We start from the raw sequence: 15,891 nt of genomic DNA, 5'->3' as shown, positions 1-15,891 counted from the left end.
CTGGTTGCGGGCGTCGGGCGGCCGAAGAATCAAGCCATGCTCCGTGTACGGACAGTTCTCTACGAAGGCGTCGAACCGCAGGACTTCATCGGGCCGATCACGGCCTTGGAGGTCGCCGACGGCGTCGAATGCCGGTACGTCGGCGTCGACGGCCCCGGCACGGTGACCACTTCGGCGGGTTTCGACATCGCGGTCCGCGACCTGTGGTCGGAGGCCGACGTGATCCTGGTTCCCGGAGGCGGTTACGGCGAAGGCTCCCCAGTGGACAGGGAGGTCCGCCGAGGCGCCATCGCGAAAGCTGTCCAAGCCGCACAACGCCCCGGCATGGTTGTGGGATCGGTGTGCACGGGCACATTGCTGCTGGGTGAGATCGTCTCCGGGCGCCCGTGTACGACTCATCACGCGGCTCTGGAGGATCTCAGGGCCATGGGCGCGACGGTCGTCAGCAGCCGGGTCGTCGATGACGGTGACCTGGTCACGGCCGGTGGCGTGACGTCCGGGCTCGACCTCGGTCTCTGGCTTGTCGAGCGGTTCTTCGGGATCGACACCGCCCTGATGGCCCAGCAGGTGATCGAGTTCGAGCGCCGCGGTCCGGTCTGGCGTGAGCGTCAGCGCACCATCGAGTGAAAGGTGCCGCCGGGCAGGGGACCTTTCGTGCCGGGTTCCACGCCCAGCAACCGCAGATAGGCCAGCAACGGCTGAGCGTGACTGTGCAGATTGGCCACGGGATAGGCCTGCATCGCCACGCCCATGTCCGGCATCGCCCATGTCTCACCGGGACGGTCGCTCTCGGGCGGCAGATACGCGTCCGGTCCTGACACCGTGCCCGACCAGATGTCCGGATACGCGGCCGCGTGCGCGTGCAGGCTCATCCGTCGCCACTCGTCCCAGGCCAGCCCGGGATCGTGCCGGGCAGCGGCCCAGATGAGCGTCATGTTGACCGAGAACCACACCGGACCCGGAGCCGGCCAGCGAACCCTGGCGCCGAGCGGCGATCCGGCCCGACAGGTCTCGTCGATCGTCCGCAGCAGGTCCCTGGCCTGTTCCGGCTCGCATGCACCGCACAGGATCGCCCACGGCTGGACCTCCAGCCACAGGTCGTCGTCACCGATCGGCCCGGTGCCGTAAGCACGACGGAACCAGCGGCCGTTCCACTCGTCCGCCACCCGGGCCCGCAGGTCCGCCGCGAGCCGCCGGGCCTCGGCGGCCGTGTCCGGGTCGGCGAGTCCGGCGTACACCGGCAGGACCCACGCGGCCATCGCGGAGTTGAGCACCGATTCGCCGTGCTCGACCATCCACTCACGGTCCACACCGGACTCGACGATCGCCAGGTCGTTCCAGTCCGCGTTGAGGATGCGGACGTGCCCGTGCTCGCCCAGCCCGATGTGGTCGACGAAGAACCGGAACTGCCTGCGCAGGTTCTCCCGTAACGGCACCGGATCCGCGCCGTGGACCGGGTGGTACGGCACCACTTGGTCGAACGCGTCGAGATCACCGGTCGCCGACGCGTACTCGGCGGCCAGCCAGAGCGCCCAGAGGTTCTGGTCGGACGGCCGGAAAAGCCTGGTCCACGGCTGTTTGCGGCCATCGAGAGCGTACGGGAGGTCGCCGTCCGGGCTGCCCCACGCACACGTGTTGCGCAGCACCGACAACGCGAGGTCCGGTTCACAGTAGACCAACGGAAGCGCATGCTGGAGGGGATCTCTGGCCGCACCGTTGAAGCCGTGCCGGAACGAATAGGCCGAACCCTGGTCCAGGGTGTGGCCGCCGAGCACTCCGTCGACACACGCGGCTCCGGTCACCATCGCCGCGTGCCAGGGGATCTCGATTTCGGCTTCCGGCGCGAGGTCCGACCGGGCGCGAGGCAGACGTTCACGCAGTTTTCGCAGACTGTTCGCGTAGACGGCGGTATCCACCGGCCCGTCGTCGATCCCGAACCGGAACCACACGGTGGTGGTTTCCCCGGGCGCGGCTTCCACGTGCTTGTCCAGTGTGAGCGGGCCGTTGCCGGTCGCGACGCGCGGGCCGCCGATCTCCTCCAGCACGATCGCGGGCATGTCCGGCGGCCGTTCGTCGCGTGGCGGCCCGAACTCCAGATCGACCAGGCGCGGCCGGACCTCCCAGTGCTCGGTCAGAGTGCGCCGCAGTGCGGTCCTGCCGGTGATGTCCACCCGGATCAGCACCCACGGCGACTCGCCTTCCGGGCACAGCACCGTGCGGACCAGCTCCACGTCGTCGTCGGCCGTGGTGTGCCGGACGAACGTCGGACCAAAAAGGATCTTCGGCTGGGCGGCCAGGCCGGTGAGCGCGCTCATCCCGGTGTGCTCGGCGATCCAGCGGCAGTCGGCGTGTTCGTCCCAGATGCCACAAAGCCCATCGGTGTCGGCCACCAGGGTGATCCGGCGGTTGCCCACGTGCACGCGATGGGTCGTCGACGGCGGGTCGAGCAGGGGATCCCAGGGTCGCGGGCCGGCCGTGTACGCGAACGCGGGCAGATCCTCCGCACGAGTCCATTCCCCGAACGCGCTCACACTGCCAGCATTGCAGTTCATGCGAGCATCTGTCTGCGCCCTCGTGGCCGTTCTGCTCACGCACACCGTCACTGCCGCCGCACCAGCCACTGGAGAACCTGGCTGCGCCGGCGTGATCGATTCGACCGCGTTCACCAGTGAAGCCGAGTTGCGGCACCTGAACGCGACCATCGCGGGTTTCGGCCTGCGGACCACCGCGAGCCCGGCCCACCGGCGGCTGGTCGACTGGCTGGAAGGCCAGGTCCGGCGCAATCCCGGGATCACCACTCGATCGGAGACGTCCCGGATCACCCGCTGGCTGCCGATCACCGGTGACCTCGCGTCGACGGGCCTGCTTTTCGCCGACGGCCACCCTGTTCCCATCGCGGGCGCGATCCCGTACAGCAAGCCGACGTTGTACAGCTCGGGGGAACTGGTCCACCTGCGTGACCCGATCACCGCGGCGAACGCACGCGGCAAGGTCGTCATCCGCGACTTCCCGGCCGTGGACCGGGGTTATCTCGCCGAAGCCGCCCTCGACCGGGACCTCGTCGCGGCTGCACAGGCAGGCGCCGCAGGCTTGATCGTCGCGTTCGACTTCCCCCGATCGCAGGTGAAGGGGTACTACGACCCGCACACCGGCACGCACTACGGCGTCCCCGGCGTGTTCGTCGGCGGCGCCGAAGCCCAAGCCCTCAAGAACATGGCCGGCCGCCGGGCGAACCTCGCGGTCCTGGCGGTCACCGGCCAGGCCACGACCCGGTCGGTGATCGCGACTCTTCCGGGGCGGAGCAAGGAGAAGATCGTCTTCGACGCCAACACCGACGGCAACACCTGGGTGCAGGAGAACGCCAACGCCGGCCTGCTCGCCCTGGCGAAGTACTTCTCGCACCAGCCTTCGCGGTGCCGTCCGCGCACGATCGAGTTCGTGTTCGCCACCGGTCACCTGCATCGGCCCGCCGAGGGCACGGAGTTGTACGCGCGCAAGCTCGATGCCGAGTACGACAACGGAACCGTGGCGTTCGCGTTCGCCTTGGAACACCTAGGTACCCGTGAGTACGTGCGCGTTGGCCAGACCCTGCGGCCGACCGGCTTGAGCGAGACCTTCGGCTGGTTCGCCGGAAGCCCGGTCCTCGCCGCCGCGGCCGAGAACGCGATCGCCCGGCACGGCCTCGACCGCGTGTTCGTGCTGCCGGGCATCGACTTGCCGGTGCCCGGACGCGTACCACCGCAGTGCTCCTTCGGTGGCCTGGGCACGCACTTCCACAGCCACCTGGTCCCGACCATGGCGGTGATCTCCGGCCCATGGTCGTTGTGGGCGCCGTCGTTCGGCGAGGCCGCGATCGATTTCGCCCGGATGCGCGCCCAGGTTCTCGCCGCGGGCGACACCGTGTTGGCGTTGGCCGACGTGCCCCGCTCCGAGATCGCGGGACCGTACCCCGGCTACCGCCAAGCCCGAGCCGCAGGCGCTCCGACGTGTTCACACGAGCTGCCACCGGAGCATTGACAAAGAACCTTTTTACGTTCAAGCTCGTCTTATCATGAAAGAGGTGTTTTACATTGACCGCTTCGAGCAGGCGGAAGCCCTGCTCAAGCCCCAGCGCGTCGAAGTGCTCCGGCAACTGGCCGCACCGAAGTCGTGCACGGAAGTCGGAAGCGTGCTGGGGCAGTCACCGCAGCGGGTCTACTACCACGTGAAGAAGCTGGTGGACGCCGGTCTGGTGACGCAGGTCAGTGAACGCCGCGTGCGAGGCATCCAGGAAGGCGTGTACCAGGCCAGCGCACAGTCGTACTGGCTCTCGCCCCATCTGGTCGGCACGGTCGGGGCACGGAAGGTGCAGGACGAGCTCAGCCTCGGTTACCTGCTCACTCTCGTCGAGGAAGTCCACGACGACCTCGCGAAGATCGAGCACGGGCCGACGCTGGGCGTGTCCGGCGAGATTCGCCTGCCGGCGGGCAACCGTAAGGCGTTCCTGGACGACCTACGCACCACCTTGCAGGAGCTGTTCGCCCGCCACGGCGGGGCCGAGGGGGACGCCTACCGGCTGGCCGTGGCCTGCTATCCCAAGGAGGCAGCCGATGAGTGACGTCCTGAGGCTGGAAGCCCACCTGTCCCATCCACCCGCCAAGGTCCACACGGCGCTGACAGACCCGGCGGCGATGCGCGTCTGGTTCGCCGAACACGCCGAAGTGTCGTTGCCGGACAACCAGTTCACGTTCTGGGGCAAGTACACACCCCAGGGTGCCCAACCGGCGCAGAAGCTCGTGTCCGCGTCCCCGCTGACCTTCACGTGGATCCTCGACTCCGAGGAGACGACGGTCTCGATCGACCTGACCGCAACGGACACGGGAACGACTCTGCGCCTGCAGCAGACCAACCTGCCCACGCTCGAAGAACTGATGAACCCGCCCGGCCGCCGGGACGGCAGGCACTCGATGCACACCTTCTGGGGCCTGGCCCTGGCCAACCTGGCGGAATACCTGGACGGCAGGCCCCAGCCGGTCAAGGCGGACTTCGGCCCGGCGAGGTCTTCGGAGATCAGGGCCACGGTGACCATCGCGGCACCGCCGCCGGAAGTGTTCGCCAGCCTGACCGATCCCGCGGCGATCCAGCGCTGGTTCGGCTGGGAAGCCGAAGTCGAACCCCGGGTCGGCGGCAGGATGACCATGGGCGTCGACGGCAGGATCTTCGAGTTCGAACCGAACCGGAAACTGGTCTACGGCGACGAGGAAGGCGCTGTGGTCCACTGGGAACTGGAAGGAACGGAAGGAAAGACCTACCTGACGTTCGTCCAAAGTGGATACGGCGAAGACGAGCTCGACAGCGCGGCCCAGCACGAGGCGGGTTGGTTCAGCGGCCTGGCGGAACTGAAGCGCATGCACGAACTCGGCCCGAACTGGAACCCCCTCACCACAGACCTCCCCGAGCCCTGACAAACCCCCTGGTAAACCCTCGTGAGTGGTTATCAGGGTTAGAACACGGACAAACACTCACGAGGGGGCCAGGCCGGCCTGGGCGGCCAGCACCGCCAGCCGAATCCGGTTAGGACATCCCGTCTTGGCCAGCAGGCTGGCGACGTGCGTCTTCACCGTGGTCACCCCGACGTGCAACTGCCTCGCGATCTCGCCGTTGGACAAGCCCGCCCCCACCAACGCCAGCACTTCCCGTTCCCGGGCAGTCATCTCCGGGAGCGCGGGCCCACCACCTTCGGCCCGCAACGCCCGCGAGACAAGCCGGCGCAGCACCGGAGGACTGAACGGGCTGTCCCCGGCGAAGGCGCGGCGGATTCCGGCCAGCAACTCGTCCGGCTCGGAATCCTTGACCAGGAAGCCACAAGCACCCGCGGCAAGAGCCGGATACAGGTGGTTGTCATCGTCGAAAGTCGTCAACGCAAGCACTCGGACGGCCGGACGCGCGCCGAGAACGCGTTTGGTCGCAACGATCCCGTCCATGCCGGGCATCCGTAGGTCCATCAGGACGACGTCGGGATGGACACGTTCGACCAGCCGCACCGCTTCCTGCCCGTTGGCGGCCTCCCCCACCACGGACAGGTCGTCAGCCGCGCCGCACAGCATTCGCAGACCGGCACGCACCAGCTTCTGGTCGTCCACCAGCAGTATCCGGATCACGAGTGCACCGGCATGACTGCCAGCAGACGCCATCCGTGCCCGTGCGCGCCTGCCTCCAACGTTCCTCCCAGCATCTCCACCCGCTCTCGCAGACCCGTCAACCCGTGCCCCGGCTCGTCGCGCCCAGCCACAGAGAAGTCACCGCCGTCATCCCGGATCTCCAGCCGCACCACCTCGCCGCTGACCGACGTCGCCAACCGGGTCCTGGCCGCGGTTCCGGCATGTTTGGCCACATTGGCCAGACCTTCCTGGGCGAACCGCAACACCGTGAGGCCACGAGTCGGGTCGAGTTGAGCAAGCGCTGGGTCAACCGACGCGTCGACGCGCAGCCCGGCCTTCCGGGCACGGGCGACCGCGGCCTCGACAGCCGAAGGCAACGACTCCGGGTCGACGAAGGTCTGATCCGGGTCACGCAACACCGTCACCAACTGCCGAAGATCAGCCAACGCGGCCACGCCCGTCTCGTGCACGTCGTCCAGAACCTGGCGGAGCCGCTCGTCCGAAGGCGCCAGGACCTGCCGGGCCACCTTCACGCGCAGGACGATGGACGACACGTGATGCGCGACAAGGTCGTGCAACTCGCGGGCGACGGACGTGCGGACCTCGGCCTGAGCCAACTGCCGCACGGAACGCACATACGTGCCAAGCAGAATCGGGCCGCCGATGACCATCACCGCACGGAACACCAGCCCTGGCACGTCATCGGGACGGTACAGCCCGTACACCGCGGTCACGGCCACGGCCGCCACGAGCAGCGGCCAGCCGGACCGGCGCATCGCCAGCTCGAAGAGCGCGACACCGGCCAGGACCTTCAAGGTTAGGTGACTGGCGTCCGCCGAGGTCGCCAACGCGAGCAAACCTGCCTGTGTCAGCACAACAGCCAACGGCCACCGTGGGCCGGCCGCCATGGCCGTGACCGCCAACGAAACGAGCACCAGGTCAAGCCCGTTGGGCGTGCTCATGAACAGGAAGTAGCTCGTGGCGACGGCCACAAGGACGAGCAGCCGCAGCGGGATGGCACGTCGGTCGAAGAACTGGTCAAGCCATGCGGGCACCACGCGAGCACGGTAGCCGGGCGAAGCTGAGAACTCCCCCGACTGGCCGGAATCCCGGCCACTGGGCGGATCCGCGGCGGTGTCCCGCCGGGCCAGAGTGATCCGCGAGACCACATCGGGAGGGATCGAGGATGAACAGGCGCACTCTGCTCACGGCCGCGGCAGGCGGGACGACCGCCGCGATGCTCGCCGGGACGCCGGCCGCCGCCGAGCACGGGGCCAGGGAGTCGAAACGCCGTTTCCACGGCAAGGTCGTCGTGATCACCGGGGCGACGTCCGGCATCGGCAGGGCGACGGCCCTGGCTTTCGCGGCCCAGGGCGCCAAAGTGGGGTTCTGCGGCCGGCGAACACAGCTGGGTCACGAGGTCGTGGCGCAGATCCGGCGGGCGGGCGGCGAGGCGCACTACGTCCAGGCGGACGTCCGGCACGAGGACCAGGTGAAGTCGTTCGTCGACCAGATCGTGGCGCGGTACGGCCGGTTGGACATCGCCGTCAACAACGCGGGCATCCGTGGCCCTGGACTGCCGCACGAGGTCAAGCTGGCGGAGTGGGACGACGTCCTGAACACCAACACGCGCGGCACCTTCCTGGCGATCAAGCACGAGGTGCCGCACATGCTCAGGAACAAGGGCGGCGTGATCGTGTGCACCTCGTCCTTGTCCGCCGAGCGGGCACGGCCCGACGGCGCGGCCTACTCGGCGAGCAAGGCGGGGATCAACGGGCTGGTGAAGGCGGTCGCGCTGGCGTATGCCACGCAGGGGATCCGGATCAACGCGATCATGCCGGGCACGACGGACACGCCGTTCAGCCGTCCGCCCGGCATTCCCGACCCGGACTGGGAGCGGTTCAAGGCCCTGTGGGGCCCGTTGAACGTGGGCGGGATGGAGCGGATGGCCACCGCCGACGAGATCGCCGCCGCCGTGCTCGGGCTGGCGTCGGGGGACTTCCCCTTCATGACCGGCGCCTGCGTGCACGTGGACGGCGGCGATTCGGCGGGCCGCAAGATGGTCATGCCGCCGATCCCGGCCGCGGTCACACCATCAGGATGACCGTGACGCCGATGACGACATCGACCACGCCGCACCATTCGGCGAACGCCCGCGGCACGACCTTGTCGAAGCGGTGGTGGAAGTAGTCCCAGATCCCGTGGGCCAGCCAGCCCACGCCGATCAGGTACTTGGCCACCTCGTCCGGAACCGAGAGGGCCACGCCGACGAGCACCAGGTAGGCGGCGAATCCGGCGAGCTGGAGGGGCAGCACGCCGGGTTCCCGCAAACGCTTGCGGAACGCGCCGATCGCCAGGTACGCGGTGGGCAGGATCATCATCACGACGGCCGGCGGGTACAGCGGATCGATCCAGGTCTCGATCGTCACGAGCAACGCCAGCCACGTCGGCCACCGGTGCTTCAACGCCATGACGAACTTGCCCGACGGTGCTGCCTCACGGTGGTGGTGGACGGTGTACTCGGTGCGACGAAGCAACATCGCGACGAGCATCGCCGGCAACATCAGCACGTGCCCGCCGATCATCACCACGTCGGCGGAGACCAGGCCGAACCAGTAGGGACCGAGCAACAGCAGGAACGGCACGTACATCGCCGCGCCCATCTCCGCGACGGCCGGCCAGCCGTGGCCACGGACCCGCATCCAGATCGACATGCCGGCCGTCATGTTCGTGGCCATCACCAGCGCTTCGACGTCCGGCCGGGTCAGCGGCGACCACCAGCTCAGCGCGATCGTCCACACCGGAGCGAACAGCAGCATCCCCGCGACCATCGCGACGACCATCTCGACGTAATGCCGGGCGAACCGCCCGTTGAGGTTCAGTGCTTGAGTCATGTACTGAGCGTGCGGTCCGGGCCGCACAACCCGTACCCGCGAGATGTCATCTTTCCACCATGCGAAGTGCATACCGCGGCCATGGGACGCGCCGAGGATCGCGGAGATCTGGTACCACGGTCGGCAGGACGGCCACCTCGGCAACGTGCCGGACGAACGCGGCGGCTGGGTGGACGAAGGCCGTTCGACCACCATCTCAATTCCGGCCCACCGCTCCGTCAAAACCGCCGTAAAAGGGCCTTCACAGAGCCCTGAAACAATCCCTCAGCAGGGGGTTTAAGGCACCGCTGAAATGGGTTGAATCAGCCGAGAAAATGCCGAAACCGGCGGCCCGAGTGGGCCGCCGGGTTCATTTATGGTGGATACAGGTTTCAGCAGTTGCCGACGTGCCAGGCGTCACGCGTCGTGTAGCCGCCGCTGTAGTACTCGATGTCGGTCAGACCCACCGAGACACACCTTTCCCTGTCCACGAACCAGATGTTCTCGACGATGATCTTGACAGGGCCGCTGCCACAGTGGTTGTACAGCGCACGATTGTTGGGCGTCTTGTACGCGGGCACGAATCCGCAGTCGTAGAACGTCTGAACACCGGCCGACGAGTTTTCGACGGCTCCCGCGCTCGGAGCGATGGCCAGACAACCGAGTACGGCCCCGGCGAATGCGATAGCAAGCTTCTTCACGGGCCGGAACGCTACACCAAACACGCCGCCCGCTGAGCGGGTATTCCCCAATTCCCTCGTGAGTGTTTATCCGGGTTCTAACCCTGATAAACACTCACGAGGGGTTTTCGAGCATGGCGAGGTCCCGGGGCACCAGGGTCGTCGAGCGCAGCAGTTCCCTGATCAGGTTGTCGTTCAGGGCGTTGCCGACCGGCTCGCCGACCTCCTCCCGGGTCAGGCCGGGCACGCCGTCGCGCGACAGCCGTTCCCGCACGACCTTCACCCGGTGTTCGACCTTCTTGGCCGTCCACGCGATCTCCGGGCGCAGTTCGGCCAACTGTTCGGCCGCCTGGTGCCACGTGAGCGGTCGCGCCGTCGGGTCGTGCAGCAGATACCGTTGTCCCAGCACGACAAGGACGATCTGCTCCTCGTCGCTCAGCTCGTACCGCCGGGGCATGTCGGTCCGCTCGGTGTGCCGCGACGCCGGTTTGCTGCCGTCCGAACCCGTCACGAACACTTCGAGCAGGTGCTCGCGCTCGCGGGAACCCGGGACGTGCAGCGGTGTGTAGCCCTCCGCCAGGGGAATCGCGTCCTCGTCGGCGAACAGCCACTGGGATCGCGGCAGCCGGATCGGGCGGCGGCCGGTGTTGCGCAGCCACCAGCGGCCCTGCCAGTGCCGCAGTTCGCCGTGCCTGCGGCTGACCTGGCGGTCGTCCTCGCCGATGCAGACGTGCACCTCGGGCCGGTTGCGTCCGAAGTAGACTATCCGGCCCTCGCTCGGGCCGACCGAGTAGCCGCCGCCGAGCGCCAGCGCGTGCACCGATCCGGACACCGCGCGGCCGACCCCGTGGACCAGGCTGTCATGTCCCTGCGGCAACAGCAGTCCGCCCGCGTATCTCAACTCAGGGTTCACGTTCCGACCTCCTGGCGTCACCTCTGGCACACCGCCCCTCGAACCGGCTTCGGCCTGCTCTCGAAGACCCGCTCGCTGTTGGTTCCCCGAATCTGGAAGCAGTACCCGCGCTTCGGCTCGACGGGAACCCGCATCGTGGTCTGGCCGCGTTCGAAGAACACGTGCCGGGCGGGCTGTCCGTCCGGCGTCACGACCACGACGCCGTCCAGCGTCTGGGAAGTCGTCCACGTCAGCACCACATGGTCGGTCTGGTCGACCGGCTCAGCCAGCTCCACAGTGATCGGCTGGGGCGGCAACGGTTGCGGTGCGGCCGCGTCCGACTCGGGCCACAGGAACGGCACGGCCGCGAGCCCGGCAGCGAGAACGCCGCCCGCCACGAAGTAGCCGATCCGCGACTTCCGTCTGGGCGCCGGGACGGTGATGTTCATGACGGGCCGAGGCAGCATGGCGCCCAGGCGTTCCAACGCCCACGTCGCCTTGTCCGGCCGGCGTGCCGCTTCGGGCGTGAGCATCCGCGCGACCATCGTGGACAGTTCGATCGGGACGTCCGGCCTGCTGATGGCCGGGACCGGGTCGCCGAGCACCCGCAGCACACGCTCGCCCGGCTGCTCCCCGATCCGGCTCGGGTGCGGCGACTCGCCGGTCAGCGCGAAGTGCAGCACGGCGCCCAGGCCGTAGACGTCGGTACGTTCGTCCGCGGCGCCGGTCCGCAGCGTCTCCGGCGGCACGAACTCCACAGCGTGCAACGGGTTCCGGCGAAATGCCTGCCGGGTCGCGACTCCGAAGTCCGACAGCACCGGTTGCCCGGAGGAACGGAACAGCACGTTGTCCGGGCTGACACCACCGTGCAGCACGCCGGCCGCATGCGCCGCGGCCAGCGCGGACGCCAGGCCGTATCCCAGTTCGACGACGTCCTCGACGTCCAGCGCACCGCTGCGCTTCACCCGGGTGGTCAGCGACTCGGGGCACAACTCCATCCGCAGCGCGTGCTTGTCCTCCCACTGGCCGAGGGCGTCGATCGGCAGGACCGGCACCGACGCCGCGAGTTCGACCAGCTTCTGGCGTTCCCGTTCGATCACGGCCAGGGTCTTGCGGTCGAACTTGCCGGGAAACACCTTCACCGCCACGGGCCGTCCCGCGGCGGTGCTGGCGTAGACCACGGCGACCGGGCCGCGGCCGAGCAAGGTCGGCGTCATCGGATCACGAACACCGCCCGGAGTCTCGCACCCCACGAGCGACCGGCCAACGTTCTGCGGATCCGCCGGACGGAGGTCCACGCCTCGGCGACCGCACCGTCGGTCGCCCCCGCACCGGACCACAGGGCCACATCGAGCTGTCCGGCCAGTCCGGTCAGGCTGTCCACAATAGAACGATCGGAGGTCGCTCTGGCCAGGTCACGGGCGGTCATCCCCGGTGTGACACGGGTTCCGTACGCCCGCATGAGGTCTTTGGCCTCCAGCCACGCGGCCACGACTCCCTGCGTCCCGGTCTGCCGTTTGCGCCGCAGCGTCCGGAACACCTTGACCAGCGGAACAGCGAGCACAGCAAGGACAAGCAACGCCACGAGACCGAGCACGACCAGCAGCGCCACCTGCCAGACGGCCGGTCCGCCGCCGTTGTCGTCGTCGGTCTCCGAGGCGGGCAGCGGCGGATCGGGCAACTGGTTCGTCGGCGGCAACTCGGCCCGGGCCTTCGCGGTCACCTGCGCCAGCCGGGACGGCGCCGGTCCGGCACCACTCGCCCCGCCCATCGGATCAAGCGGCACCCACCCGACTCCGGCGACCGAGACTTCGGGCCAGACATAGACATCGCGGTTGTGCACGACGGTGTCCGCGCCGACCGGCGTCCGCGGCGCGCGGTATCCCACCGCGAGCCGCGCCGGGATGCCCACGATCCTGGCCAGGGCCACATAGGACGCGGCGAACTGCTCGCTCGTGCCCCGCTTGGTCTCCAGCAGGAACCTGCGCAACTGCGGCCAGCCGCTACCGGTCGGCAGGTCCCCGCCGGTCGCGGTGTTGTAGTTCTGGCGGAGGTACTGCTCCAGCACCAGCGCGGTCCGGAACGACGGCCGCATCCCCGCGGTGGCCCTGGTGGCCAGTTCGGCGATGCCCGGTGGGATCACGCCGAGACCGCCGGGCTGGCCGGTCGACGTCAGGGCGGCGTCCTGGAGATTGTCGCCGGCCTGCGGTTCCCACCAGTTCAGCTCGTACGACACCGCGCCCCGGCGTTCGGGCAGCAGCAGCGCGCCCGTTGACGGGTCGACGAGCGGCGCGGTGCCGGTGACCGACGCCGGCATCGCCTGGCTGGGCAGCCACTGCCCGTCCGGTGCCTGGATCTTCGCCGAGTAGCGTGTCGCCGGGGCGCTGACCGGCGAATCGAGCTGCGACCCGAACCTGCGGTACTCGTTGGCGGGCTCCCAGGTGACGCCGTTGAACTCGGTCAGCACGACCAGCCGCCAGCGGTCGACCGGTCCGCTGCTGGTGTAGCTGAAGACCGGCGTCTCCGGTTTCGCCAGCCTGGCCCCCACCTCACTCAGCGGGCTGATCGTCCGCGGCAACGGAACCAGCGCGGAATCACTCTGCCGCAACGAGTACGGCTCACCCGTGTCGATCAACGCGGCCACGGCCGCGCCGACCAGACCGAGGACGACCGTCGGCACGAGGATCAGGCCCGGCCGCACCGGCATGTACAAGCCCGCGGCCACCACGGCGAATCCCAGAGCCGCCAGGACGGCGGTCGTTCCGGACAGGGCGACGAACGTCTGGCTCAGGACGAGCACCGCGATGCTGGGCAGCAGCGCGAGAGCGGGCCAGCGCAGCAGTTCGAGGCCGAGCACGGCGGCCAGCAACACGAGGATCGGCACGAACACCATCAGTTCGGCGTCCGGCCGCACGGGCCACGTCGACTGCAGGGTGAGCTGCCACGACTCCGTCAAGCCTGCGACCACACCGCTCACGCTCGGCGCACCGAACAGCACGAAGGTCAACGCCACCAGGCCCAGGACCGCCGTGATCAACGGCCGCCATGCCTGCAGAACCTTGACCCGGATGCACAGTTCGACCGCGGCGTAGCAGGCCACGAGGACGACAGCGATCGGCAGCAGCAAGGGCCGCAGGCCGAAGACCGGCGCGAACAGCAGACCGGGGATCGCCGAGGCGAGCAACACCCACAGTGCACGGATTCTCATCTGGCGATCACCGTCTGCCATTGCCGGGTCGCGTCCACAGCGTCCGTCGCTTTCAGAATCTTGCCGCCGGGCACCGCGACAGCACTGTGACCCAACGTGATCACCACGAGATCCGCGTAACGCCCGCGCAGCCTGGCCAACGCGGCCTGGTCGGCGGCCGACACCGCGGACGAGATCACGACGAACTGCCCGCCCCACGACTGCGCCAACGCGGTCGGCACAAGCGGGAGATGGGTGGTCGAAGCGCGCTCCAGCACACACAATTCGTCCAGCAGTCGCCGGACGGCGGCCGCCCCGGGTGTCGTGGTGACGTCCAGACCACCCGGAGTGACCAGCTGGCAACGGTTGTCCGCCTTGGCCGCGGCCACCACCAGTGACGCCGCGACTTCGACGGCCTCCTCGAACTCCGGCTCGGCCGGGATGACCGGGCGGTTGTCCAGCAGGACCGTGAACTGCGGCTGCTGCGGGTCGGCGTAGTCGCGGATCATCAGCTGCCCGGTCCGCGCGGTCGCTTTCCAGTGCAGGTGACGCACTTCGTCGCCGGGCACGTACTCGCGGACCTCACGGATGTCCAACGAACCGCGCGGTGACGTCTCGTTCGCCGCGCCTTCGTGGTGGTGCAACGGAAGACCGCCGGCGACCGAGCGCACCGGGTGTGTTCTCGGGTAGACCCACAAGGTCGCGGTCGTCCCGATGAAAACCTCGTTGTGCCCCAGGCCGAGCGCGTCACTGCGGCGCAGGGTCAACGGCCCGACCTCGTGCCTGCCGCGCTGCCAGGTCGGCAGTTCGTTCAGGTAGGACTGTTCGGCACCCGGGGCCAGCGACCGCACCGCGATCCGCAATGTGCTGGCGCCCAAGCGATCCACCGCCGTGAAGCCGGGCTGCCGCCGGGTGCCCGGGTTGTGCACGCGCAGGGTGATACCGGCCCGCTTCCCGCGTTCGACCCGGTCGGGGTACACGTCCCTGGCCACGTCCACCCGCGGTTTGCGGCCCGCGACGGCGAGAGCCGCCAGAACGGCGCCGACCCCGATCGCCCCGAGTGCGAGCAGCACCGCGTAACCCAGCACCGCGCCCGCCCCGATCAGAACGGCCGCGGCGGCGAGGGTGGCGATTCCACGCCGGGTCAAGCGCATCGTCAGGCCCCTGTGTTGACCGGCACGGGGATCTCGTTCAGCAACTCCCGCACGATGTCCTCGGCCCGGCGCTGCCGCAGCTCGGCGTCCGGAGTCAGGATGAGCCGGTGTTCGAGCACGGGATGCGCGACTTCCTTGATGTCGTCGACAGTCACGTAGCCGCGCCCGTACGTCGCCGCGAGAGCCTGCGCCGCACGCACCAACGCGATGCTGCCGCGAGGGCTTGCGCCGTAACGCAGATCCCCGTGCTGACGGGTCGCGGCCGCGATCGTCGCCGCGTACTCGACGACAGCGGTGTGCACACGTGCCGCCCGCACCTCGGCGACGGCCGCCTGCAACGTCGGGATGTCCACCACCGCGGGCAGTTCGTCCGGATCGACCCCGGCGCAGTCGCTCAGGATCACCATCACCTCGGACGCGAGGTCCGGGTAGCCGATCTGCAGCCGCATCAGGAACCGGTCCAGCTGCGCCTCCGGCAGCCGGTACGTCCCGGCCATCTCGATCGGGTTCTGCGTCGCGATCACCAGGAACGGCCGCGGCACCTCGTGCCGCACCGAGTCGACGGTGACCCGCCGCTCGGCCATCACCTCCAGCAACGCCGACTGGGTCTTCGGCGTCCCGCGGTTGATCTCGTCGGCCAGCACGATGTTGGCGAACACGCCACCGGGGTGGAACGCGAACTTCTCGTCGTTCTGGTGGTACACCTGCACGCCCGTGATGTCGCCGGGCAGCAGGTCGGGCGTGAACTGGATCCTGTTCCAGCTGCCGCCGACGCTGCGCGCCAGGCACCGGGCCAGGGTGGTCTTGCCCAGACCGGGGACGTCCTCGATGAGCAGGTGTCCCTCACCGAGCAGCGCGGCCACCGCCAGCCGGACGACCTGCGGCTTGCCCCGTAGGACGCGCTGCACGTTGGCCGCGACCCGCTCGTAGACCTCGCCCGCCGACACGCTCATCCACTCCTCCAG

15 protein-coding genes are annotated in these 15,891 nt (G+C 68.9%); 5 read left to right on the top strand and 10 right to left on the bottom strand.

Going from position 1 to position 15,891, the window contains the following annotated elements:
* Positions 1 to 36: 36 nt before the first annotated feature.
* On the top strand, positions 37 to 627 hold the full coding sequence (locus tag GC106_RS24645; protein WP_246366661.1) for a DJ-1/PfpI family protein: 591 nt from the start codon (positions 37 to 39) through the stop codon (positions 625 to 627).
* On the opposite strand, the gene GC106_RS49430 is transcribed toward GC106_RS24645, so the two are convergent.
* Positions 609 to 2,531 (bottom strand): GH36-type glycosyl hydrolase domain-containing protein, encoded by a 1,923-nt coding sequence (locus GC106_RS49430; protein ID WP_173135208.1) that lies wholly within the window; start codon positions 2,529 to 2,531, stop codon positions 609 to 611. The two genes, GC106_RS24645 and GC106_RS49430, sit on opposite strands and share 19 nt — an antisense overlap.
* Positions 2,532 to 2,550: 19 nt before the next feature.
* Here GC106_RS49430 and GC106_RS24635 point away from each other — a divergent pair, with 19 nt between their 5' ends.
* The 3 genes from GC106_RS24635 to GC106_RS24625 are packed head-to-tail and all read left to right on the top strand — an operon-like array spanning position 2,551 to position 5,444.
* The gene (locus GC106_RS24635) at positions 2,551 to 4,017 is read left to right on the top strand and encodes a hypothetical protein (RefSeq protein ID WP_173135205.1); all 1,467 of its coding nucleotides are present in this window, start codon (positions 2,551 to 2,553) and stop codon (positions 4,015 to 4,017) included.
* A gap of 34 nt (positions 4,018 to 4,051) precedes the next feature.
* Positions 4,052 to 4,597 (top strand): ArsR/SmtB family transcription factor, encoded by a 546-nt coding sequence (locus GC106_RS24630; protein WP_173135202.1) that lies wholly within the window; start codon positions 4,052 to 4,054, stop codon positions 4,595 to 4,597.
* Positions 4,590 to 5,444, top strand: a complete 855-nt coding sequence (locus tag GC106_RS24625) for an SRPBCC family protein (protein WP_173135199.1) — start codon at positions 4,590 to 4,592, stop codon at positions 5,442 to 5,444. The genes GC106_RS24630 and GC106_RS24625 overlap by 8 nt, the downstream gene beginning before the upstream one ends.
* Positions 5,445 to 5,501: 57 nt before the next feature.
* Here the strand turns inward: GC106_RS24625 and GC106_RS24620 are convergent, their stop codons facing one another.
* Positions 5,502 to 6,140 (bottom strand): response regulator, encoded by a 639-nt coding sequence (locus GC106_RS24620; RefSeq protein WP_173135196.1) that lies wholly within the window; start codon positions 6,138 to 6,140, stop codon positions 5,502 to 5,504.
* Positions 6,137 to 7,198, bottom strand: a complete 1,062-nt coding sequence (locus GC106_RS49425) for a sensor histidine kinase (RefSeq protein WP_173135193.1) — start codon at positions 7,196 to 7,198, stop codon at positions 6,137 to 6,139. The genes GC106_RS24620 and GC106_RS49425 overlap by 4 nt, the downstream gene beginning before the upstream one ends.
* 128 nt (positions 7,199 to 7,326) lie before the next feature.
* Here GC106_RS49425 and GC106_RS24610 point away from each other — a divergent pair, with 128 nt between their 5' ends.
* On the top strand, positions 7,327 to 8,244 hold the full coding sequence (locus GC106_RS24610) for an SDR family NAD(P)-dependent oxidoreductase (protein WP_173135190.1): 918 nt from the start codon (positions 7,327 to 7,329) through the stop codon (positions 8,242 to 8,244).
* Here GC106_RS24610 and GC106_RS48045 read toward each other — a convergent pair.
* The 7 genes from GC106_RS48045 to GC106_RS24575 all read right to left on the bottom strand — a co-directional run bounded on the left by GC106_RS48045 (position 8,228) and on the right by GC106_RS24575 (position 15,879).
* On the bottom strand, positions 8,228 to 9,034 hold the full coding sequence (locus GC106_RS48045; protein ID WP_173135188.1) for a hypothetical protein: 807 nt from the start codon (positions 9,032 to 9,034) through the stop codon (positions 8,228 to 8,230). The genes GC106_RS24610 and GC106_RS48045 overlap by 17 nt on opposite strands.
* A 371-nt stretch (positions 9,035 to 9,405) precedes the next feature.
* A complete protein-coding gene (locus tag GC106_RS24600) occupies positions 9,406 to 9,714 on the bottom strand; it encodes a DUF6355 family natural product biosynthesis protein (protein WP_173135185.1) in 309 nt (102 codons plus the stop codon).
* Between the two features lie 94 nt (positions 9,715 to 9,808).
* Complete coding sequence (locus GC106_RS24595; protein WP_312872818.1) at positions 9,809 to 10,606, bottom strand: FHA domain-containing protein; 798 nt, start codon at positions 10,604 to 10,606, stop codon at positions 9,809 to 9,811.
* A 17-nt stretch (positions 10,607 to 10,623) separates the two neighbouring features.
* Positions 10,624 to 11,802 carry a serine/threonine protein kinase gene (locus tag GC106_RS24590; protein WP_173135183.1) on the bottom strand — a complete coding sequence of 393 codons (1,179 nt, stop codon included), beginning with the start codon at positions 11,800 to 11,802 and terminating at the stop codon, positions 10,624 to 10,626.
* Entirely contained in the window at positions 11,799 to 13,793 is a 1,995-nt protein-coding gene (locus tag GC106_RS24585; RefSeq protein ID WP_173135182.1) for a transglutaminase TgpA family protein, read from the bottom strand. Before GC106_RS24585 ends, GC106_RS24590 begins: the two co-directional genes overlap by 4 nt.
* On the bottom strand, positions 13,790 to 14,926 hold the full coding sequence (locus tag GC106_RS24580; protein ID WP_173135180.1) for a DUF58 domain-containing protein: 1,137 nt from the start codon (positions 14,924 to 14,926) through the stop codon (positions 13,790 to 13,792). The genes GC106_RS24585 and GC106_RS24580 overlap by 4 nt, the downstream gene beginning before the upstream one ends.
* A gap of 2 nt (positions 14,927 to 14,928) precedes the next feature.
* On the bottom strand, positions 14,929 to 15,879 hold the full coding sequence (locus GC106_RS24575; RefSeq protein WP_173135178.1) for an AAA family ATPase: 951 nt from the start codon (positions 15,877 to 15,879) through the stop codon (positions 14,929 to 14,931).
* Positions 15,880 to 15,891 lie beyond the last annotated feature (12 nt).

Origin of the sequence: Kibdelosporangium persicum, from assembly GCF_013280595.1 — a bacterium.
Taxonomy (GTDB): Bacteria; Actinomycetota; Actinomycetes; order Mycobacteriales; family Pseudonocardiaceae; genus Kibdelosporangium; species Kibdelosporangium persicum.
Note: the sequence above shows the minus strand (reverse complement) of the source record. Positions and strands in the feature narration are given on the sequence as shown.